Annotated in this window: 17 protein-coding genes and 1 other RNA gene; 4 read left to right on the top strand and 14 right to left on the bottom strand. The window is 58.6% G+C overall.

Annotation, left to right across the window (positions count from 1 at the left end; translation table 11 throughout):
• Nucleotides 1-21 precede the first annotated feature (21 nt).
• The 12 genes from H4684_RS10305 to lexA form a co-directional block, all read right to left on the bottom strand.
• Nucleotides 22-3,324, bottom strand: coding sequence for a CHC2 zinc finger domain-containing protein (locus H4684_RS10305; RefSeq protein ID WP_192623664.1), 3,303 nt, complete (start codon nt 3,322-3,324; stop codon nt 22-24).
• Nucleotides 3,321-5,549 carry an SF1B family DNA helicase RecD2 gene (recD2, locus tag H4684_RS10300; RefSeq protein WP_192623663.1) on the bottom strand — a complete coding sequence of 743 codons (2,229 nt, stop codon included), beginning with the start codon at nt 5,547-5,549 and terminating at the stop codon, nt 3,321-3,323. Before recD2 ends, H4684_RS10305 begins: the two co-directional genes overlap by 4 nt.
• Nucleotides 5,501-5,983: an ERCC4 domain-containing protein gene (locus tag H4684_RS10295; RefSeq protein ID WP_013219082.1), complete on the bottom strand. Its 483-nt coding sequence runs from the start codon at nt 5,981-5,983 to the stop codon at nt 5,501-5,503. Before H4684_RS10295 ends, recD2 begins: the two co-directional genes overlap by 49 nt.
• The gene (locus tag H4684_RS10290; protein ID WP_192623662.1) at nt 5,983-6,456 is read right to left on the bottom strand and encodes a DUF669 domain-containing protein; all 474 of its coding nucleotides are present in this window, start codon (nt 6,454-6,456) and stop codon (nt 5,983-5,985) included. The genes H4684_RS10295 and H4684_RS10290 overlap by 1 nt, the downstream gene beginning before the upstream one ends.
• Before the next feature lie 12 nt (nt 6,457-6,468).
• On the bottom strand, nt 6,469-7,239 hold the full coding sequence (locus H4684_RS10285; RefSeq protein WP_022661692.1) for an ATP-binding protein: 771 nt from the start codon (nt 7,237-7,239) through the stop codon (nt 6,469-6,471).
• Between the two features lie 26 nt (nt 7,240-7,265).
• The gene (locus H4684_RS10280; protein WP_192623661.1) at nt 7,266-8,282 is read right to left on the bottom strand and encodes a PD-(D/E)XK nuclease family protein; all 1,017 of its coding nucleotides are present in this window, start codon (nt 8,280-8,282) and stop codon (nt 7,266-7,268) included.
• Nucleotides 8,279-8,614, bottom strand: a complete 336-nt coding sequence (locus H4684_RS10275) for a hypothetical protein (RefSeq protein WP_192623660.1) — start codon at nt 8,612-8,614, stop codon at nt 8,279-8,281. Before H4684_RS10275 ends, H4684_RS10280 begins: the two co-directional genes overlap by 4 nt.
• Nucleotides 8,615-8,718: 104 nt before the next feature.
• Nucleotides 8,719-9,303 carry a sigma-70 family RNA polymerase sigma factor gene (locus H4684_RS10270; protein WP_192623659.1) on the bottom strand — a complete coding sequence of 195 codons (585 nt, stop codon included), beginning with the start codon at nt 9,301-9,303 and terminating at the stop codon, nt 8,719-8,721.
• 195 nt (nt 9,304-9,498) lie between these two features.
• Nucleotides 9,499-9,816, bottom strand: a complete 318-nt coding sequence (locus H4684_RS10265) for a hypothetical protein (protein ID WP_192623658.1) — start codon at nt 9,814-9,816, stop codon at nt 9,499-9,501.
• 192 nt (nt 9,817-10,008) lie between these two features.
• Entirely contained in the window at nt 10,009-11,076 is a 1,068-nt protein-coding gene (locus tag H4684_RS10260; RefSeq protein ID WP_192623657.1) for a hypothetical protein, read from the bottom strand.
• The gene (locus tag H4684_RS10255; protein ID WP_192623656.1) at nt 11,069-12,196 is read right to left on the bottom strand and encodes a hypothetical protein; all 1,128 of its coding nucleotides are present in this window, start codon (nt 12,194-12,196) and stop codon (nt 11,069-11,071) included. Before H4684_RS10255 ends, H4684_RS10260 begins: the two co-directional genes overlap by 8 nt.
• Nucleotides 12,197-12,201: 5 nt before the next feature.
• Nucleotides 12,202-12,834 (bottom strand): transcriptional repressor LexA, encoded by a 633-nt coding sequence (gene lexA, locus H4684_RS10250; protein WP_192623655.1) that lies wholly within the window; start codon nt 12,832-12,834, stop codon nt 12,202-12,204.
• A gap of 301 nt (nt 12,835-13,135) precedes the next feature.
• On the opposite strand from lexA, the gene H4684_RS10245 reads away from it, so the two are divergent.
• Genes H4684_RS10245 through H4684_RS10230 form a run of 4 tightly spaced genes read left to right on the top strand, consistent with a single transcriptional unit; the run spans nt 13,136 to nt 15,935 of the window.
• Nucleotides 13,136-13,378, top strand: a complete 243-nt coding sequence (locus H4684_RS10245) for a hypothetical protein (RefSeq protein ID WP_192623654.1) — start codon at nt 13,136-13,138, stop codon at nt 13,376-13,378.
• 34 nt (nt 13,379-13,412) lie between these two features.
• The gene (locus H4684_RS10240; RefSeq protein ID WP_192623653.1) at nt 13,413-13,937 is read left to right on the top strand and encodes a DUF2924 domain-containing protein; all 525 of its coding nucleotides are present in this window, start codon (nt 13,413-13,415) and stop codon (nt 13,935-13,937) included.
• Nucleotides 13,930-15,516 (top strand): recombinase family protein, encoded by a 1,587-nt coding sequence (locus H4684_RS10235; protein ID WP_192623652.1) that lies wholly within the window; start codon nt 13,930-13,932, stop codon nt 15,514-15,516. Before H4684_RS10240 ends, H4684_RS10235 begins: the two co-directional genes overlap by 8 nt.
• Nucleotides 15,513-15,935, top strand: a complete 423-nt coding sequence (locus tag H4684_RS10230) for a hypothetical protein (RefSeq protein ID WP_192623651.1) — start codon at nt 15,513-15,515, stop codon at nt 15,933-15,935. The genes H4684_RS10235 and H4684_RS10230 overlap by 4 nt, the downstream gene beginning before the upstream one ends.
• 419 nt (nt 15,936-16,354) lie before the next feature.
• Here H4684_RS10230 and ssrA read toward each other — a convergent pair.
• Nucleotides 16,355-16,745: a transfer-messenger RNA gene (gene ssrA / locus H4684_RS10225) on the bottom strand.
• 332 nt (nt 16,746-17,077) lie between these two features.
• On the bottom strand, nt 17,078-20,317 hold the full coding sequence (locus H4684_RS10220; protein ID WP_192623650.1) for a response regulator: 3,240 nt from the start codon (nt 20,315-20,317) through the stop codon (nt 17,078-17,080).
• Nucleotides 20,318-20,477: the final 160 nt, after the last annotated feature.

Here is a 20,477-nt window from a genome sequence, read left to right as displayed (position 1 = left end):
TATCCGTTTCTCTCTACCAGATCATTCAATGCGACGGATTGTGTAGAGCTTGGTGCCGTACCGTTTCTGCCCGATTTCAATCTCAAATCCTGCCCCCCGGATAGTTTCCAGATCATTCACCAGCCTCTGTGCGAATTGCCGGGATGAATCCATCTCGAAACGCAGACCGAAATCCCTGGCAACCCTCTTGAGGGCGACGAACAGATCCCGGGATAGAACCTCCCGTAAACTTCCATCGTCTTCAAAGCGGATCTGATACCGCTGGACGAACTCCTGAACCGGGTCCGTCCGGCGGTCTCCGTAAACATCCCGCGCATTGGTTTCGGTCGCAGTGCGCCACGCGTTGAACAAGGTCGCCAGCGCGGTGGCCGTATGATTCGACTCCCTGGCCGTATCCCGGCTGGTCCGATTGAGCGACTCGATCTGCCGGGCAAATGCCGGTGCCAGCGTTTCCAATCCCTGTTCCATCTCCAGGCGGCTCGATCCAGCCAACATCATCAGGTACATCAGGCTGAGATATTCATTGCAGCGACGTTTGTCGTGGTTCCCCAATGCATCGTGCAGAAGCTTCATGGCATGGCGTCTCATGCCGTCCCGCATCATGGCCAGGACCACCCGGGTTCGCTTCATGATGGCTGAAATGATAAGGTCGCGCTGCTGCTGGATACCCGCGACAATCTCGGATTCGATGAAACAGTCATTGCCCTGGTTGGTGACATCGAAGTTGATCACGAAACTACGGGATTGGATCTCCGAAAGCTCCCCGCACAGCGGCTCGATGCCGGTGGTGTTCAGCAGGCACTTGGTCCGCTCGGTGATGGTCTCGCTGTCGGTGCCGCTCTTGCGCTTCTCTTTGGCGATGCCGGTGATGCTGGTAAGCATGAAGGTGGTCAGATCCTCGGTCATCTGCTTGACCTCGATGTTGTCGAGGACGATGAGCGGGTTCTGCGAGCCGTCGGTGTAGTTCGCCGCGTCGGTGGCCTTCTTGTGCTGGGGCTCGCCGTAAAGCAGCGTCGACGTGATCTTGCTGGCGGTGGTCTTGCCCGATCCGGCCGAGCCCTCGAAGCGAGTCATGGGCCGCGTCCCGGCGAAGTCGATCAGCAGGAAACAGGAGAGCCAGGAAAGGATGAGAAAGCGATCCCCCTGCGGACAGGTCATGTTGCCCACCAGCAGATCGACCAGGAGCCGGTCCGCCTCTTCGAGGTCGGCGTCGGGCAGGAATTTCAGCGGCTTCATCTTGCGCGAGCCGTCCAGGATGATGCCGTCCTCGTTGCCGCCGTTCTTCATGATCTGAATTTCGTCCGGGGTGATCTTGGCGATCTCGTGCTCCGGATTGTTCAGGTTGAAATAGACGGTGTAGGAAGCCACATCCGTGTGCAGCCAGGAAAAATGGTCGCGCACCTGGCCACGGATCATCGCCAGGCTTGGCAACACCTCGAAAAATGTCCGTCCGCCGTTGGAGGTCGGCACCATGCCCGTGTGCTTATAGAGCATGGCCGCGTAATGGCGCTTGCGGCCCCGGTCCGGCGAATCCATCCAGTAGATGGCGTTGTCGAAATACATGAACGGCTCGCCCTGCAGGGTGTGAAAGAACTGGGCACCGTTGGCGGTAAACCAGTCGTAGGCGGCCTCGGCGGCCAGTGTGTAGTCGGGAGCGCCGTTCTCCAGTTCTGTGTCGATCAGCACCTCGTCGACCCGGGCGCGGCATGATCCGGGCATCGCGCCGGACATCCGCTTGGCCTTCTTCTTTTCGTTACGGAACTCGACCTTGCGGTCCTTCTGGATGGCGCGGATCTGCTCTTTCAGGGTGGCCATCGAAACGCCACCGCCGATGCGTTCCTGCACCAGCTTCAGCAGGCGGGACTGTTCCAGCGGCGACTGCTCGGAAATCTCCCCCAGGATCGGTTCGAGCAGGCGGTTGCGTTCCTCCTCTTCAGCGCCCTCGGGCAGCGAGCGCACGCCGAACTCGATGGGCGTGCTAGCCTCGGCGAGCAGACGTTCGAAATCCTCCCGGGTATGCCCGGCGGCAATGTAATCGTTGACGTCGATCTTGGCGGTGGCGAGAAGCGCCTCGGCCGCCTGGATTTCCTCGGCGGGCCGTCCAGCCAGCAGCTTGGCCAGCTCCTTCGGCCCCACGCTCGCCGTCAGGCCGAAGCGTTCGGTCAGCTCCTGCCGGGCTGAGATCTGTGTCTCCGACAAGGGCAGCGTCACCAGGCGGGTGTCGATCTTGTGTTCGGCCAGGGTGCGGGCGGTTTGCAGTGCCCCCTTGAGACCGGCTTGGGAGAGTTCGTTGTCCTGACAGATGTAGACGGTTTCGACGCCGCGCAACTTGGGGATCAGGCGCTCCCAATCGGCGGCCCGGATGCGGACGGTGACCGGCGATACGGTGGGCAGGCCCAGTTGCATCAGCGCCAGGCAATCGGTCACCCCCTCGGTGATGATCACCTTGCCGGGCCGGGCCAGCAGACAGTCCTCGTTGAACAGCAGCGCGTTGTTGATGAAGTCGGCGACGTAGGGCCGTTGGTGTTCGTCATGAACCGGCAGTTTCTTGTATTTCCCTTGCTCCCAGCCCACGTCCGGGGTCCACGGCGTCTTGCGGCCGATCATGAACACTACCCGGCCACGGCTCCAGTAGGGAAAGACGATGCGGCGCTCGAAAAATGGCGTCAGGCCGTCCTGGCTGGTGGGACGGAAAGCGCCGGTGGCGGCGAGCTCCCGCTTGGAAAAACCGTCCTCACCCCCGGTCAGTTGGGCGACCGCGCCGGACGCGTTGTCCGCGTAGCCGATCAGGAGATCGTCGATGGTCTCCTCGCTCAGGGCGTATTTGGATTTCAGCCAGTCGAGGACCTCCGGCGACTCCTTGAGCCTGGCGTGGTAAAGCCTGGCCAGCGAGGTCAGCGCGTCCTTGACCCGCAGTTCGAAGGCGCGGTCGGCCTCCGTCTGGGCCAGACGCTCCTGGCTGAGGCCATAGCGCGACAGCGGAGGCAAGCCCGCCTTCTTGGCGAGATAGTCCCGGGCATGACGGTGGCTGTCCGGCATCGGACCAGATTGCCCGGCGGTGACCGAGCCTGTCTGAATGAACTCAACGAGCTGCAGCACATCACCGCCGACTCCGCAGCCGAAGCAGTACCAGCCCTGCTTGTCGAGCATCACGTGCAGCGACAGACGCGACTGGCTCTGATGGTTGGGGCAGTCGCACATCAAGCGCTGGCCGGTCTCTTGGGTGATCCGTCCCGGCAGGAGTTCCCGGGCCACGTCACCGATGTCCATCTCGGTGACGAGCCGGTAATACTCCCTGACGTTATCCGTTCCGCCCATACTCATTCGACCTCCGCGACACGGGCGAAATCGGCCTCCGCGTGCTGGGCGGCGTCCAGAAACAGGGGCAGAAAGGTCCGACGGTCATCCACCTGGCAACGCTTGGCGCAATTCTGGATGCCCCAATGGTCGCCCAGGACAATGGCGGTGCGCCGGGCGCGGGTCACCCCGGTGTAGAGCAGATTGCGGTGGTGCATGAAGGAATGCGCCTTGTGGACCACCACCACGGCGCAGGGGAATTCGGACCCCTGGGTTTTGTGGATGGTGAGCGCATAGGCGAGCTGCAGATCCTGCAGGTCGGGCGAACCCTTTTCCAGTTCCACCGGCATGCCGTCGAAATCGATGACCAGGGTGCCGTTCGTGAGAACATCGACCACATAGCCGATGGCACCATTCATCACGTTCAGGTCGTAGTTGTTCCGGGTCTGGATAACCTTGTCGTGCTTGAGAAACGGGGCGCGGCGGCCCATGGCGACCGGCGGCACTTCGGTGTCCCAGAGCTTGCGCTGGATGAGCCGCTGCAGTTCCTCGTTCAATTCCTTGGTGCCGAGCGGCCCCTTGTGGGTCGGCGTCAGCACCTGCACGTCCTTGATGATGTCGAAACCCAGGGCATCGAGCCGCTCCTGAAACAGCTCCAGCAGGAACGAGCGTGCCGCCATCGGGTCGGTGAACTGATCCACCAGATACCAATCCCGGCATCCGCCCACCGACGCCTCGCTGGTCTTGCGCACCTCGCCCTTCAGAACGGCAGTGCAGTTCTCCTTGAGGACGCCAGCCTGACGCACGACCTTGTCGAGGATGACCGTGGGGATGGCGCGTGTCTGGATCAGATCGCGCAGGATGTTCCCTGGACCTACCGGCGGAAGCTGGTTGTGGTCACCGACCAGCAGCACCGTGGTCCGCGACAGGTCAACCGCCTCGAACAGGTGCCAGGCCAACGGCACGTCCACCATCGAAAACTCGTCGACCACCAGGACGTGGGCATCGACGGGGTTCTCCTTGCTGCGCGAGAAACCCTTGCCGTCATAGCCGAGCAGACGGTGGATGGTGGTGCCGCTGCGACCGCTGACTTCTTCCAGGCGCTTTGCTGCCTTGCCGGTCGGCGCGGCGAGCACGACCTCCAGATCGCTCTCCTCGCAGATGGTGTTGATGACCGAAATGGTGTAGCTCTTGCCCGAACCGGCTCCACCCGAAATCAGGCTGATGCTGTGCTGGAGGGCCGAGCGGACCGCGTCGAGCTGCTTCTCGTTCAGCGTCGCCGCGCAGCGCCGAATCAGGGCATCGAGTTTCTTGACAGAGTGGAAATGCGGGTTGGGTGTTTCGGCCTGGCCGAACAGCGAGGCCAACTCCCGCTCCATTCGGACGATCTCCGGCAGAGCGACCACGAAACGTCCGCCGTGGGAATCGCAGGCAAGCGCCTGTTCTTCGATGAGCGCGTCGAGGGCGCTCTCGATACGAACCCGGCTGTCCAGGGCATCCATGACCAGCAGCAGATTGGCCTGGTCGACCAGATCCTCGTATTCGATCCAGCAGTGGCCATTGTCCAGGGCTTCACGGACGCAGAAATTCAGCCCGGCCCGGATACGAGGGGTATGGTCCTTGGGGGTTCCCAGCTTGCGGGCAATCTTGTCGACCTTCTTGAAGCCGAATCCCCGGATCTCCCGAATGAGGATGTACGGGTCTTCTTTCAGGATATCGAGGCAGTTGCCGCCGAGTCTTTCGACCAGGGTGGTGACCTGATGATGGGTCAGGCCGAATGCCGACAGCCAGGCCATGACGGTGTTGACGCTGCGGTTCTTCAACCATTCGTCACGCAGCCGCCGGGCCGCGTCCAGAGGCAGTCGAGCCTTGAGCGCGATGCGTTCGGGGTCATTCAGAAGGGTTTCTTCAAAGGCGTCGCCGAAACTCTCGACGATCAATCTGGCCTTGGCCGGACCAATGCCCTTGATCTCCGGATGGTTGGCCAAATAGTGGATCAGCCCCTCCGGATCGAGTTCGAGGTCGTGCTCCATCCCGTCGACCTTGAACTGACGGCCATATTTGGGATGGGTGGACCACGACCCGAGCAGGACCACAGGCTGATTTTCCCGGGCGAACAAATTGCCCGCGAACTGGACTTCCTCACCGGTCGGGGTGAGCAGTCGGCCTGCGGAGAACTTGGGTCCGGCATAGTAAACGCGCTCTATTCTTCCCCGGAGTCGCGCCGGGTTACTCTCATTTCTTTTTGGCATCTCGCGATCCTCCGGTGAAAACGTGTCAGGTACTCCTCGACAAAACGGCAGGCGGCCTGCCGGTCCGAGCAGAAGTAGACGGGGACACCGAAGTCGACGACGATGGAGGCGACCGTTCCGATCAGCGCGTGCGGATGGGCATCGCTGCGATAGCGGCCATCGACCAGATCGCGAAAGTTGCACTCGACAACCACGCAGGCGGCTTCATAGGCGGAGAGCTTTTCCAGTTCGCGGTGGAACCGCTTTCGCCCCCGGATGACGGTGGAGACGAAATCCGTCAGGGATTTGCGCTCCACCGCCACCCGTTCCTCGAGGCCGACCAGCGAGTAATCACCGGCGGGCAGCGCCTTGCGAACCGCCGAAACCTTGTCGCTATCGAAGCTGTAGGGCTCCTGTTCGCGGGTGTCGACGACAACGGTGATCCGGTCCATCATCAGAACGGGATCATGTCGTCCATCGCCGCGCCGGGAGCTCCGGCATCGTCGGCCATGACAATGCGACGGTTGAAGTAGATGTTCTCGTTTTCACCGCGAGTGCGTTTGGTCACCTCCAGCTTGATGTTGAGAAGCTGCTCGAGGTAGCCCGGCAGGTCGGAGAGCTTCTGAAGCTGCAGCCCGCAGGTGTAGAGGTCCTGCTTGAGCCACTTGATGTTCTCGTTGCTGGCCATGACGTTGTTGCGCCAGAGCAGACGGCCCTTGTGGGTCGGCGCGAGAATGCGCAGGGTCCACTTGAGCATGGGATTGCCCGAAGTCTGGGCGCGGGTCAGTTCGACCCGGTCGACGTTGACCTGGTACTTGCCGTCGGGGACGGCTTCGAATTCACGTTCCTCTACTTCGGCGGTTTCGAAGGCGTCGTCGAACTGCGCCAGGTCGAGGTTGCTGTTGGATTGGTTTTCGTAGTGTTCCATGGTCGGATCTCCTTACTGTTGAGGTTTCGCCGCCGCACTCGCGGTCGGCTCCGGCTTCGGCCGGGCGGCACTCGCCGCAGCTCCGGCTGCCGTGTTGTTGAAGGCTTTCATGAAGCTCGAAAAATCGAGGGGGATGACTTCAGGGAGTCGGCCGGTGCGGTCACCGGCGTCGTAGTTGGGACTGGGCTTGGTGCGCATCACGCGCTGCCAGACCGGCTTGCCGTCCTCGCCGGTTTTCATGTCCAGGTCGCAAAACAGGATCAGGTCCACCAGACCGGTGACCAGCTTCCGCGCCTTTTCCGGCAGCGTCGGCACGATGCGGGTGTGTTTGCCGGTCCGGGTCTCGATGTCCCGTTCCTGAGAGTGGGAGATCAGGATCAGCCCATAGGGCAGGAAGGCGAGCTTGTTGATGACACGCTGGAACTCGTTGTTGATCAGCGCGTAGCCCTTGCCGTAGCCCAGGTCGGATTCGTGCTCGATCTTAAATTTCTTGCAGACGTAGTCCGAGCACATCTTGTAGGCGTTATCCACCGTGTCGACGACGATGGTCTTGAACTCGTGCTTGCCCTCGGCGATTTCGGCGCAGGCCTGCAGAAGGTCGTCCCAGCAGGTGATCGGGGTCTGGAACACCTCCAGGGCGTTCAGGCCCGGCTCGGTCGCCAGGAACAGTGCGTCATCGGCCTTGGAGCACCAGGTGCTCTTGCCGATCTTGCTCGGGCCGTACACCAGGGCGGTGAGGTCCGAGAGCGTGTGTTTGGGTTTGCTTTTGGTCTTGGGAAGCATGGCTTCGTCTCCTTATGGTTGGGATTTCAAAACACCGGAGCGGCGTCTTCACCGGCTCCGTCCCGCAGCTCTTCGTGCGGGGCGATCCGTTGGAAATGGTTTTCGATGACGTTGGGGTTGCCGCCCGAGCGGCAGAGCTGGAAGTAGGCGCAGGGCCTTCCGTACTGGAAGCAGTAGCTGGTGTTGCGGTAGAAGGTGTTGCGCCGACGGGCGTCGAGCATGGCCTTGGAGAGTTCCCACAGCTCCGCCCGCAGTTCCTCGAACTGGTCGCGGGAGATGTAGAGCACCTCGCGGTGGAACATGCCCGGCTCGAGGTACTTCTCCTGGAGCCGCTGCTGGAAGGTGTCGTCATCCTCCGGCAGCTTGCGCTTGGCGCTGCTCTTGCCGGTTTTCGACTTGGCGATCAGATCCGCCCGGCGGGCCTCGAATTCGGTCTCGGTCTCACCCTTGCCCTGGCGCAGCTTGGCCTTGACCAGGACGTTGTAGATGATGCCGCTGACCGTGATGCCGAGGGTCTGCTCCAGGTACCAGGCGTAGAGGATGATCTGGAAATCGGTCCACAGCCGCTCCAGGTAGCTGGCGTCGATCTGCGAGGCGGTTTTGTGTTCCAGTAGGAAATACTGGCCATCCTGACGGACGATGCCGTCCACCTTCCCGGCGAGAATGAAACTGCGAGACATGGCACCGGTCGCCGGGTTGACGATGGGACCTTCGAAGGTTTTCTCGAGCGCGACGACCTCGAACTTTTCGGCCGGGTAGTGTTCCGCATAGGCGCTCATCATGGCCCGGGCGAGATGCCAGTCGGCCTGTTGATGGTCGTCCTGCGCCCGGTTCGGATAGGTCCGGTCGATGTGGTCGAGGACCTTGGCCAGATCCCGCTCGCCGTGCCAGCACTCCAGGCAGTCGTGGATGACCGAGCCGAAGGCCAGATTGGGGTCGCGCTCAAGCGGCACCAGCTCGTCGATGTAGCGCCACTTGCAGGCCATGCGGCAGTTGCGGAACAGCCGCCACATGGAATAGGTGGTGGTCATCAGCTCGCTCATACCGCCACCCCCGCCTCGGTGGCGGACGCTGCGCGATGCTTTGAGGCACAGGCGCAGCCCGACGGCTGGGTTCGTTCGATCAGGACCGAGCGTTCGCCGTATTCCTTGGTGGCGAAGCCGGTGAAGATGCGGGCGAGGTCGCTGCCGACATCGGTGGAGGCGTCGATCACGCAGGTGCGTCGGGCCTTGTCCAGATTGAACCGGCTCTCCATCCGCACACGGGAACGGCCATGCAGGCTTTCGACGGCCAGCATTGCCAGCATGAAAGTGTCTTCCAGTTCCTGGGCCGGGACCGACTCGTCAAAACGGTACTTGTAGGTGTCGTGAGTCATGGTTGAACTCCTCTTTTGTTCAGGTTCTGATTTCCGAGGCCCCGGATAGCCGCACCATGCGGCACGGTGCTTACTTACCGGAGCCGGAGCCGATGCGTCGGAGATCACAGGTAGTCGGTCAGGCCAGCCTCGCTGAAAGCCTCCCGCAGCTTGCTCAGCCGGTCGTAGAGGGTGGTTCTGGGAATGCCCATCTCCCGGGCGATTTCGGCCATGGTGCTGTCGTGCAGGCGCACGCACAGATCCCGGAGCTCTTCCGGCAGCGAGGCGATGGCCCGGTCGAGGTCCATGCGGATCTCATGGGCGAGACGCTCCCTTGTCTCGCGGGTGCCGCCTCCCAGGGAGCCCTCGCTGTCCAGGAAGTCGATCCGCTCGGTGGTGTTGCCTTCGCCGTTGTCGAGGGGTTCGTTGAGTGAGGTTTGGCAGAGCCGCCAGTCCCGGCATTGGGCGAACCGGGCCTCCAGGATGGTGGAGATGTGACGTTCGACGATCCGGGCCATGAAGGTGGTCTTCTTGGCCTTGGCGGGATTGAAATGCCGCATCCGCTGCAGCAGATCGATCATCAGTTCCTGTTCGAGGTCGGGTCTGTCGTCCTCGGTGAATCCGGCCTTGCCTACGAGTTGACGTGCTTTGTGCCGAATGAGGTCGGCGGCATACTTGTCGATGCCGTCGTAAGAATTCTGAGAAACCATCGGGGCCTCCTCGGAGCGAGGAGGAGGTCCGCGTGGGTGTCGGCACGGGCCAGATCACAGGACAAAGCTGTCGCGTGGGCGAAGGGGTCGCAGGTACGCCGCCAATTGCCGTATTCGGCTCGGCGACACCCACAACAGCCTCCGCCATGCGTCCAGCTTGTTGTCCAGTGTCTAAGGGTTCAGGTCGTTATGTGTTCAGGCTGCCCGTTCCTCGATGCGCATCAGGAACGGGAGACCGTGCTTGATCTCGAGCAGGCAGACTTTTCCGCTGCCCATCTGCGCGAGGTGCTCCAGCAGCGCCACGACCTCTTGCTTGAGGATGAAGTCATCCTGGTCGCGCTCGGGCCGGGGACCGCTCTGTCCGCCCAGCTTGATTTCGCGCTCGATGACCGTGTCAGGGGTGAGTTCCGGCTCGCCGTCGCGGACCGGAATGTTGGTGATGCGGCCGAAGTTGATGTCCTGCATCAGCTCGATGAGTCGCCGCTTCGATGGGGTGAGATTTTTTTTGTTCATCGTTCTGCCTCCTAAGCATGGTTTGATGTTTCTGGAGGGCAGAATAAATCCGGTTTTCATGAAGCCCTGTTTTCTGGACTTGTCTTTGGACTGTCCAAAATGAGCGGCCCAAAAAAACAAAAGGCCGCTAGGTTTTTCACCTGCGGCCTCGGTTGCGCGGAAATATTTTTTAAGAAAAGTTTCTTTGGACTGTTATTTGGACTTGACTATGTTTTCGGGAAAACGCACGCCTTTCCCCTTGCGAAAGTCTATACCAACACCTAGTTTTTTCCGGATATTAGTCAGTTGTCGTTGCATACGGCCTGGGTCTGCCGAAGCGGGAAAATACTCATCTTTCTTCCACGCACACGCATTCATAAAAGTCTTATGCTGCACCCATCCGTGGCCGATCTGATCATAAAGAATTTCCATGATCTTGGCGACGATGGACTCATTGCGGACAAAAATGTGTCCTTTATCCACCCCGTTCACGAACCAGTGGACTCTCTCGCCGATTTCTTTTCGTTCGAGAACGATCTTATCCTCTTCGGTTATTGTATTTACAGAATCGTCTCTCGATTCGTCTTCCCGCAGTGCCTCTCCGGCGTGATCAATGGAATGTGCAACATGCAAATCCGCTTTCTTGGCAATGGCATGCCAATCCAGCAAGAAAGCACAAGAAGAGTTTGTTGTGATGGCGACCATAATAATTCCAAGTCGTTTCATCTGTTGGCGGATTTCTGGGGAAAGTGCGATGCCGCCTGGGGTTAAAATGACAATCCCCACGGTATCAAGCTCTCGGTCAAGTCTCCTGCATCGAGCAATAACATCATCTTCATCCAGGTTTGGAATCGAAAGAAAAATTTCCAACGTCCCGAGGCTATCAAGTGTCTTAAGCCCCATAGGAATCAGGCCGTGATGATTGGCAAACCCGCTGCCTTCAATGCCATTCGCTTGGCGGATCACTGTCGTGAGTTTTGGAAGGGAGAGTTCATACTGCCGGACGTCGTCCTCGGTGAGCGGGATCGGATCGAAATAATTGTCCTCATCAGCAACCCCAAATATGCCCTTCGAGGTCTGGCGGACAATCAGATCGCCACCTAGGGGGAAACGTTTCGGTCGAGGAATCTCCGTTGCTCTTGATGTTTCCCTCAGGATTCCTTTCTCTCGAAGGACACGGAACTCATCTTCTGGGTAACACTCCAGTTCCCCGTGCAGAAAGACAGGACTCTCGACTTGGTCGAGACGCTGAAAGATGAAGTTGAGGAGCCCCTCAGTCAACGACGATCCCCCAATTCTTCAGATATCGGAATACGTCTTCGGCATGTGTGGCCCGTTTGAACTTGATTTTGTTGGTGCCGGACAATTCGATGCGTTTTCCCCGTCGGTCATCGGGGAACATGATTTTAAATACGGCCCGTCGGATCGTGCCACCCCCCAAACGCTTACGCAGGTAAGTCTTTTCAAGCGTCTCCATCACATTCTTGGACCGCACTATAAATGATGGGAACGGCGCTTGCGGAAGGTTGAAATGGATCTCGGCGAGGATGACTGAATGATCTTCGTCAACCGGCATGTCAAAGTCCTCCTCCGCGATCCTGGCGAGGTTTAGTCTATCTGCTGATCCGGGCGAGTCGAAAAAGTCTTCGTCTTTGAGGCAGCACTCAGCAAAAGCCTTGCGGAGAGCCGTCTCTTCTTTTTCAACAGCAGCCTCAATTTCAATCTGGCCGGTCTCGTTGTTATAGCTGATGAAATCTTGCTGGGCCGGACGTAGGATGGTCGGGGAGACTTTCGGACTTGCAGTGGTTCCTTTGAATATCAGTTCCGCTTTGACCCGCTTCTCGTGGTAAATGATGAAATTAGTGTATGCTCCTTCTTGATAGTAGCGGACGAGAACACGGTCACTGTTTTTATGATTTTTGAAAATCTCGGCAAGTTTTGATTGAAAGACTCCGGAAGCTGTATCTACGTCTGCAATGGCTGCTGCAGTCTTCCCGCGAAATATGGTGAATCGTTCTGCACGCCAAAGGGTATACCGATCATATGCGAGATTAAAAGCCTCCTCATTTTCAGTTCTGACCTTAAGGCTCAGGCACTCGACCGGCAACTCCCCGTTTCCTTCCGGCGAATAATTGCATTCCTGACAAGCTGCCAAGAGGTCTTCATGACCTCGCTCTGTACAGAGGTCATAAGCCATATAGAGACTCTCAAGCAGATCATCCTTGCTATAGCCATCGCCATTAACGAGGAATTCTTTGAAGAGGGGAACATCAAGCGATGCGGAATCAAGCTCAAGATGGCCATTCCAAAGTTCAACGAAACTGCGGAGAATGGGCTCATAGCCTTGGAATTTATCCAAAAACCGCTCTGCGTTAAAGGTTCGATGTTTCGGCTTCCCCATTTTTCTTACCTCCCTTGTTTATGCCTAACGGCAACGACCTTACCCAACACGCGAAGATCATCCTCCGGCCTGATCTGGATCTTTCTTACCTCCGGGTTCTCGGGCACCAATTCGATGAGCTCGTCTTTGATTTTCAGGCGCTTGACAGTCGCCTCGTTGTTGAGCAGCGCGACAACGATGTCTCCGTCCTCGGCGATGGGCTGCTGCCGCACGATGATCAAATCACCATCGTTGATACCGGCACCGACCATGCTGTCACCCACCGCACGGAGTGCGAAGTGCTGACCGGAACGAACGACGTTCGATTCGACCAGTACTTGGCCGATGATGTTCGCCTCAGCCAGGATGGGGCAGCCAGCCGCCACCATACCCACTACAGGTACTGAAACCAGGGAGGCAGCCATCTCGCTGGGACGGCGGGCGACGGCAATGCCGCGAGACTTCCCGTCCTCTCGCTTCAGGTATCCCTTGCGCACCAGTTGGTTGATCCGGTCGTGGGCACTCGCCGGGCTGATTTCAAAGATCTCGCTCAGTTCCTTCACCGTTGGAGGGAAGCCCTTGGCATCGACAAAACGACATATCGCTTCAAGCGTTTTCCGCTGCAACGGCGTTATCTCATCCGTCTTCGCTTTGCCCATGGCGTCTCCATTTCTGTTGAAAGACAAAAAGGCGCAATGCGCCAGCAAATCCTAATAATATAAACCTGATGCATATCAGGTCAAGAAATAATCTCACACCTGATTTCCGACACTTCCACGAGCCCCTCGGTAGGTAAGGCCTGAAGAATGCCGGTTTGAAACCGGACGAGCAGTTAGAAACCAGATAACCGACCAGAGGCGGAGCTGAGGCGGTTGTGGGTGCCATCGAACGTGCATCCCGACCGCCGCCGTTTTCTGGCATCCACACTATCCAGCCCCCCGGTCCCACCGGAGGTGTTCGATGTTGGATGTACAGGAAATGAATGATGTGCCGGGGTTGGATGACCTTGGCGAAAACGGCAAACCCGGCCGCCTTTCGGGTGAGGCGAGGCTCCAGTCAGCCGCTTCCATTCTTGCCACTGCGATCCTGCGCCGAAAGGCCAAAAAAGTATGTGTAGGCAGTGAGTTAGAGTTTTTCGAAGATTCTTCCCCTGTGCTCGGAGAAGGACTTGATTCATTGCCGGAACAGAGCATTCATTCATGACAACTCGTCCGGAAACCAAGATAAGGAGTGGAAAATGAATGAGTTACAGAACGCCGCCACAGGCGGCAAGAATCAGGACCGAACCCGAAACTCGGTCCTTCGGCAGATGGCCCTGCTGCAATCCATGTCCCTGGAGCAGCTCCGGGAAAAATGGCTCGACCTCTACGGCGAAGAGCCGCCCCAGTACAAGAAGCAATTCCTCATCAAGCGGCTGGCCTATCGCATCCAGGAGCTTTTTTACGGTGGGTTGTCGGAGCAGGCCAAGGTCCATCTTCAGCAGGCCGCCAAGGAGGACCCGGTCGCCACTGTCAATCGACGCATCCCAGAGGAGCGGAAATCAAACGAGGCGATCCTGCCCGGGACCAGGCTGGTGCGGGTATGGAACGACCGGCGCTATGAGGTGATCGTCCTTGCCGATGGCTACGAGTTCGAAGGCCGCACCTTCCGGTCGCTCAGCGCGGTGGCCAGGGAGATCACCGGGACCAGGTGGAACGGCAAGGTCTTTTTCGGACTGAAGAAGGTTTACGGCAGAAAAGTCGAGGGAGGTTCGGATGCTTGATAACAGCAATGTCGCGCCGGGCAAAAACAAGACCCTGCGCTGCGCCATTTACACACGCAAGAGTCATGAGGAAGGGCTCGAACAGGAGTTCAACTCGCTGGATGCGCAACGGGAATCGGCGGAACACTATATCGAAGCTCAGAGGATGCGGGGCTGGACGGCTCTGCCGGATCGCTATGACGATGGTGGTTTCTCGGGCGGGAACATGGAGCGTCCGGGGCTGCGCCGCCTGCTGGCGGACATCGACGCCGGGAAGATCGATGTGATCGTCGTCTACAAGGTCGACCGGCTGTCCCGCTCGCTGCTGGACTTCATGAAGATGATCGACCTCTTCAACGAGAAGGGTGTCAGCTTCGTCTCGGTCACCCAGCACTTCAGCACCACCGATCCCACCGGCCGGATGTTTCTCGGCATCCTGATCACCTTCGCCCAGTACGAGCGGGAGGTCATCGCCGAACGTATCCGGGACAAGGTGGCGGCTGCCAAGCGCCGGGGGAAATACTGCGGCGGCGTACCCATCCTCGGATACGACGTCGACAGGGACAACAAGAAGCTGCTGGTCAACCCAGATGAAGCCAGGACGGTGCAATACATCTTCCGCCGGTTCATCCAGATCGGCTCGGCCAAGAAGCTGGGCCAGGAATTGAACGAACAGGGATACCGTACCAAGGCCTGGACCACCAAGAAAGGAAAGGTGCGCGAGGGCTCCGAATGGAACACCGCCCACATCTACCGGCTGCTCAACAACCGGATCTATATCGGCGAGATCGCCCACAAGGATCGCAGTTACCCCGGCGAGCACGAAGGGATCATCGACCGGGCGACTTGGGACAAGGTGCAGGCCATTCTGGAGGACAACAAACCGGTCAAGGTTTCCATGGCCAGAACCAAAATGGTCGCCCCGCTGAAAGGCGTCATCCGCTGCGGCCACTGCGGCTGCTCGATGGGGCCGACCTACGCCCGCAAAAACGGCCGCCATTACACCTATTACATCTGTCAGAAGGACAGCAAGCGGACCGTGAGCCGGTGCCCGCTCAAACGGATTCCCGCCGGGGACATCGAGCAGGCGGTAATCGAACAGTTGAGCGCCGTGTTCCGCACACCGACGCTGGTGGCCAAGACCTACTTCGCGGCCCGGGACATCGAGCAGGCAGAGCGGGAGCGGTTGTTCAAGCAGAAAGCCCAACTCGAGATGGAACTGTCGCAGGCGCGGGAGCAGGCACTCGAATTGATGAAACCCGGCAACGATCAGCCGGGCAAGACCGAGATGCTGACGACGGTCAATCGCCAGGCGGTCGAGCTCTCGAAACAACTGACCCATGTGAGCGAGCGCTGCAAAGCCTACCAGGGGAACAGCATCACGGAACAGGACGTTTCGGAGGCCTTCCAGAATGTCGAGGGCTTCTGGGAGGACCTTTTCCCGGTGGAACGAAACCGGCTCATCCGCCTCCTGGTGGATAAGGTCGAGATCCGCGAGACCGGAATCGACATGGAGCTGCGCACCAACGGGCTGACAACGCTCATCGCCGAGCTTGCCGGTCTGGCATGCGAAGTCACTGAACGGAGGGCAAGCCGATGAAAATGAAGCCGACTATTACCGTAGCCGACAACGGCAACCTGCAGATTCACATCCCGATGCTGATCCGGCGCATGCGTGGCCGCAAGACGGTCATCGCTCCCCAGGCCCTGGATGGAGAAATCACCGGAGCGCAGGAACCGGTGCAGTCCGCCATCCTCCAGGCGCTGGGAAGGGCCTTTTCCTGGGCCGACATCCTCGAATCCGGCCAGATCAAGTCCATCAGCGAGCTTGCCCGTACCCTCGACGTCGATGGCTCGTATGTGGCCCGCATTCTCAAGCTGACGACCCTGGCCCCCGACATCGTCGAAGCTCTGATCAACGGTGAGGAACCCAATGGGCTCTCGCTGGCCAAACTGACCCAGACCTTTCCCGAGGACTGGATCGAGCAGCGCCGCCAGTTCGGCTTCGTCACCGACTGACGACCGGACCGGAGACCGCCCCAGAGAGCCGACCATCAGCGTCGGCTTTTCTATTTTGGGTGGTAGGAAACCGGAGTTGACCACGCTTCTTTTTATGGCCGAAGCGGGTGATTTCGAAAAAAACGTCCGGTTGCGGCATCGAACGATGACCAAAGACAACCGCCAAAAACGGCAACCAACCGCAAACCCATATCAATCAAGGATGTAGCTTTCCGGACGAGCTTCGGACTTGGTCCGGAGAAAACAGAGAATCAGGGGCCAAACAGAGAAAGAAAGGCGGGAGGATGGAGAGAATCGATGGTGCGGAGAGGTGCTTTGGAAAGATGTGAAACGGGCGCAAACCCTTTAGAAACAAGGGGAAAAAGAAAACCCGTCACCCCGGAGAATGACCCCAGAGAGACGGGTTTGTCTTTTCTAAATGGTGGAGCCGGGGAGAATCGAACTCCCGTCCGAGAATGCTCCGCGCAAAGCTTCTACAGGTTTAGTTCAGGTTTTGCTTCTCGCTCCACGGTTAGCCCCTGAACGGGCTTCCTTGGCGCCAGCCTGGAAAGTGTCTCGCGATTGGTCATCCAGACAGTGACCTTTCGCCAGCCTGATGGGGTTTGCCACCCGGATACGGATTATCAGACATCCACCGCACGGATGTGACGACCTTGGTCGTCATGCAAGGGTTACCTATTTACTAGGCAGCCATTGCGTAGTCATAATTGTCATTGGCAATTATGTTTCTGCTGGGTTTTGACGAGGACCTCCCAGCACCTCGACCTGCAACTTTGGCCTCATCACCCCCGTCGAAACCAGGGCGGCCCCTCAAAGAACACTTGTCTCTTATAAATCCGTTATTGCTAAAGGCAAGGCAGAGAAAGTGAAATCATCCCGGTTCATGTTGAACCCGGGACCTGCAAACATCACGAATGTCCAAGCCTGTCAAGTGATTCCGGCGGCGATCGCACGCCATCGGCCATGATGCGTTTCGGCGTCATTCCCAGATTTGGCGAGCGGCGTCTGATCTATCGTGTTCTGCACGCATCAAGGTCTATCGGCTTGCTCATAGAGCCACCCATGCCTGTGGCAATGAATTCTTCCTTGTCGCCGCTCAAAGGCGGTCTGCGCGATGATGCGGAAGTCCGTTTGCATGAGGCTCAAGTTTGATTTTCACGCAGGGCTATTTCCTTAAGCAAGCAATCGATGGAATTTTCGAGCGATTCAACGCAGGTTTTGAAATTTCCGGCGTCGTTTTCCATGCAGCACCTTTCCATGTCCTTGGCGGCATCTTGCAGAATTCCAGCTCCCAGATTCGCGGCCGCGCCGCGGATGCTGTGTGCGTGCAGGGATGCCGTTGCCAGGTCGTTGTCTTCCAGTCCGCGTTTCAGGCCTGCGATGCGCAGGGAAATGTCCTCCGCAAAGCCTGCCAGGATCTCCTTGGCCAGTTGCTCGTCATCCAGCAACCTTTCGAGCATTGCCTTCTTGTCCCAGATGAGCGGCCTTTTGTCCTCTTTTTTCTTGACCGCACAAGTCGGAATTCCTGCTTCGTCGTCCCTGATCGGCAGCCACTTGCCGAGGACCAGCGACAGGGACTTTGGGGAGAGAGGCTTTGAAATGTAATCGTTCATGCCCGCCCGGAGGCATTTTTGCTTGTCGCCGGGCAGGGCGTGGGCGGTCATGGCGATGATCGGCACATCGTGGTCGCGGACCGGGGAAGATGGATCACGGATGACGCAGGTGCTTTCGAATCCGTCCATTTCCGGCATCTGCACGTCCATGAGCACCAGATCGTAGGGGATGTTTTCCAGAGCACTGACCGCCTCGGCTCCATTGGCCACGGCGTCGGCGCGCAGGCCCAGCTTGCTCAGGATTCCAAGGGCCACCTGCTGGTTCGTGATGTTGTCTTCGGCCAGGAGGATGCGGAACTTGTGGGCGGTAAACGTGGTCAATGCGCACTTAGCGGCTTCACGGGCCGCGTGCCGCGTGATCAGGTCTTCGGATATGTTTGCGGCCATGACCAGGTTGAGGCAGGTCTGCAGTTCGCCGTGCAACAGGGGCTTGGAGAGATGCGCCGAAAAACCGGCGTCCCTGAATCGCCTGGCGGTGCCTCGCTGGCCAAGGGAGGTCATGATGACCGTGCGCGTTTTTTGAAGTTTCGGATCCGAGTGGATGACCCGGCCCAGGGTCTCGCCGTCCATGCCGGGCATGCGCATGTCCAGGATGGCCAGGCTGTAGGGGTCGTTCTCGGCCAGGGCCGCGTAAAGCAGGCGCAGGGCTTCAGGGCCGTCCATGGCCTCGTCCGGGCGCATTCCCCAGGACATGAAACGGTCCAGCAGAATTTCCCGGTTGGTCGCGTTGTCGTCCACGACAAGCACCCGTCGGTCGTGCAGATCGGCAGAGATGGGCATCAGGTTATCCTGATTCGCGGCGGTTTCAAGCCGGGCCGTGAACCAGAAGGTGGAGCCGCGCCCCTCGGTGCTCTGCACGCCGACCTCGCCGCCCATGAGCTCAGCCAGTTGCCTGGAAATGGCCAGCCCCAGTCCCGTGCCGCCGAACTTGCGGGTGACCGAGGCATCCACTTGCGAGAAGCTCTGGAACAGGCGGTCCAGTTTGTCCTCGGGAATGCCGATTCCGGTATCGCGGACCGAAAACAAAAGGGTGACTGACTGTGCGGAAGAGGAGGGGGGCGCATTGTCCGCGGCATCCCTGGTCAGGCTGACGCGCACGTCAACCTCGCCTCTTTGGGTGAACTTGAGGGCGTTTGTCGTCAGATTGTTCAAAACCTGGCGCAGGCGGCCGGGGTCGCCGGAGAGGCGATCCGGCACGTTCTGGTCCGCCGAGCAGATGAATTCGAGCCCTTTTTCTTCAGCCTTGATGGCGCTTATGGACGCGAAGTCATCGAGCAATGCCCGCAGTCCGAAGTCCAGTATCTCAAGCTCCATCTTGCCCGACTCGATCTTGGAGAAGTCCAGGATGTCGTTGATCAGGCTGAGCAGCACCTCGCCGCTGGAGCGGACGGCTTCGGCGTAGCGGCGCTGAGTTTCGTCCAGGGGCGTGTCCAGGAGCAGGCCCGTCATGCCGATGACCCCGTTCATGGGCGTGCGGATTTCGTGGCTCATGTTGGCCAGAAAATCGCTTTTGGCCTGGGTGGCATTTTCCGCCTTGGCCAGGGCGGCATCGAGTTCCAGGTTTTTCAGGGCCATCTGCTGGGCATAGTTGTGCAGCTTGTCCTCGGTGTGCCGGCGATGGGTAATGTCGCGAAACGACCACACCCGTCCGACAATCCGGTCCTCGATTTTCTGGGGCAGCGAGTAGCGCTCGAATATGCGTCCATCCAGAAGCTCGATCTGATCAAAGCTTGTCTCTTCGGGATGTGCGTACAGTTCCCGGACTCCGGCTTCAAATTCCTGCCGATGGGGCACCTGTTCAATGATGTTGGCAAGCAGCGAGCGTTCGTCGCGCATGTTCGCCAGGTCGTGCGGAAGATGCCAGAGTTCAAGGAAATTGCGGTTCCATTTCGTTATCGCGCCGTTGCTGTCGACCACCAGGATGCCGTCGGTGGTCGATTCCAGGGTAGCATCGAGGAGCGACAGGGAATGCCGCAGGTTGTCCTCCACCTTTTTGCGGGCGGTGATGTCTTCAAGGGTGGCGATGACTCCGGTGGGGTTCTGTCCGGGCGTGATGGGATTGAAAATTACATGCAGATATCTTTTCAACCCTCCGGTGACGGACGTGTATTCGCCCTCGAAGACCGCTGCTTCCCCGGCCAGGGCTTTCGCGATTGTCTCGCGCATCCGGGGCGTGCTTTGAAGCGCCGTGTTGAAACCGATGAGTTTTTCGCGCGATGAGCCCATGAGGCGGACGCAGGATTCGTTGCAATCGACAATGATCCCCTCGTTGTTGAAGAGAATCATGCCCAGCGGAGCGTTTTCAAAGATTATGCGGTGCTGGGACTCGCTTTTCGTGAGCGCGTCCTGGATCTTCTTGTGTTCGGTAATGTCCCGTATGGCCAACACCCGGAACGTTTCGCCGCCGATCATGAAATTGCGGGCTTCGATTTCCGAAAAGAAGATCTCCGCGTTCTTTTTCTTCAATCTGATGCAATACGGACTGGTATGCTCTCTTGTCATGTTCTCGCGAGCGGTGACCAGGTCATCTTCGAAAACCGCAATATCCAGGAAGCTTTTTCCGGTCAGTTCTTCATATCCGTATCCCAAAAGGCGTAACAGCGCGGGATTGCAGTCCGTGATGATTCCGCCATGATGGATCAGTATTCCTTCCATGGTGACATCGGCAAGCAGGCGATAGCGGATTTCACTTTCCTGCGCAGCCTGTTCCGTAGTTCCTGGTTTTTTGATGCCGCGACCGGCAGGCGAAAGGGGATCTTGCGGTTTCATTTTGGAATCATTGATCATTTTCTGATAATGCAGGTTTATTGTTTTTGGCATGTGTCCATGCGGCGTGCGGTAAGGAGGGGCCTTCGGCAAAAAAACATCTTTGTCGACAGTATGGTAGCCACGCGTCTTGGAGCAAGCTGTTTGTAAGACAATTTAGCGA

Source organism: Desulfomicrobium macestii (assembly GCF_014873765.1).
GTDB lineage: Bacteria > Desulfobacterota > Desulfovibrionia > Desulfovibrionales > Desulfomicrobiaceae > Desulfomicrobium > Desulfomicrobium macestii.
The sequence above is the reverse complement of the archived record's forward strand: the minus strand, read 5'-3'. Positions and strand labels throughout refer to the sequence as shown.

What these genes read in the sequence shown, in the direction of transcription:
- H4684_RS10305 (WP_192623664.1), bottom strand. Translation starts at nt 3,324, where the DNA reads ATGAGTATGGGCGGAACGGATAACGTCAGGGAGTATTACCGGCTCGTC.
- recD2 (WP_192623663.1), bottom strand. Translation starts at nt 5,549, where the DNA reads ATGCCAAAAAGAAATGAGAGTAACCCGGCGCGACTCCGGGGAAGAATA.
- H4684_RS10295 (WP_013219082.1), bottom strand. Translation starts at nt 5,983, where the DNA reads ATGATGGACCGGATCACCGTTGTCGTCGACACCCGCGAACAGGAGCCC.
- H4684_RS10290 (WP_192623662.1), bottom strand. Translation starts at nt 6,456, where the DNA reads ATGGAACACTACGAAAACCAATCCAACAGCAACCTCGACCTGGCGCAG.
- H4684_RS10285 (WP_022661692.1), bottom strand. Translation starts at nt 7,239, where the DNA reads ATGCTTCCCAAGACCAAAAGCAAACCCAAACACACGCTCTCGGACCTC.
- H4684_RS10280 (WP_192623661.1), bottom strand. Translation starts at nt 8,282, where the DNA reads ATGAGCGAGCTGATGACCACCACCTATTCCATGTGGCGGCTGTTCCGC.
- H4684_RS10275 (WP_192623660.1), bottom strand. Translation starts at nt 8,614, where the DNA reads ATGACTCACGACACCTACAAGTACCGTTTTGACGAGTCGGTCCCGGCC.
- H4684_RS10270 (WP_192623659.1), bottom strand. Translation starts at nt 9,303, where the DNA reads ATGGTTTCTCAGAATTCTTACGACGGCATCGACAAGTATGCCGCCGAC.
- H4684_RS10265 (WP_192623658.1), bottom strand. Translation starts at nt 9,816, where the DNA reads ATGAACAAAAAAAATCTCACCCCATCGAAGCGGCGACTCATCGAGCTG.
- H4684_RS10255 (WP_192623656.1), bottom strand. Translation starts at nt 12,196, where the DNA reads ATGGGGAAGCCGAAACATCGAACCTTTAACGCAGAGCGGTTTTTGGAT.
- lexA (WP_192623655.1), bottom strand. Translation starts at nt 12,834, where the DNA reads ATGGGCAAAGCGAAGACGGATGAGATAACGCCGTTGCAGCGGAAAACG.
- H4684_RS10245 (WP_192623654.1), top strand. Translation starts at nt 13,136, where the DNA reads ATGTTGGATGTACAGGAAATGAATGATGTGCCGGGGTTGGATGACCTT.
- H4684_RS10240 (WP_192623653.1), top strand. Translation starts at nt 13,413, where the DNA reads ATGAATGAGTTACAGAACGCCGCCACAGGCGGCAAGAATCAGGACCGA.
- H4684_RS10235 (WP_192623652.1), top strand. Translation starts at nt 13,930, where the DNA reads ATGCTTGATAACAGCAATGTCGCGCCGGGCAAAAACAAGACCCTGCGC.
- H4684_RS10230 (WP_192623651.1), top strand. Translation starts at nt 15,513, where the DNA reads ATGAAAATGAAGCCGACTATTACCGTAGCCGACAACGGCAACCTGCAG.
- H4684_RS10220 (WP_192623650.1), bottom strand. Translation starts at nt 20,317, where the DNA reads ATGAAACCGCAAGATCCCCTTTCGCCTGCCGGTCGCGGCATCAAAAAA.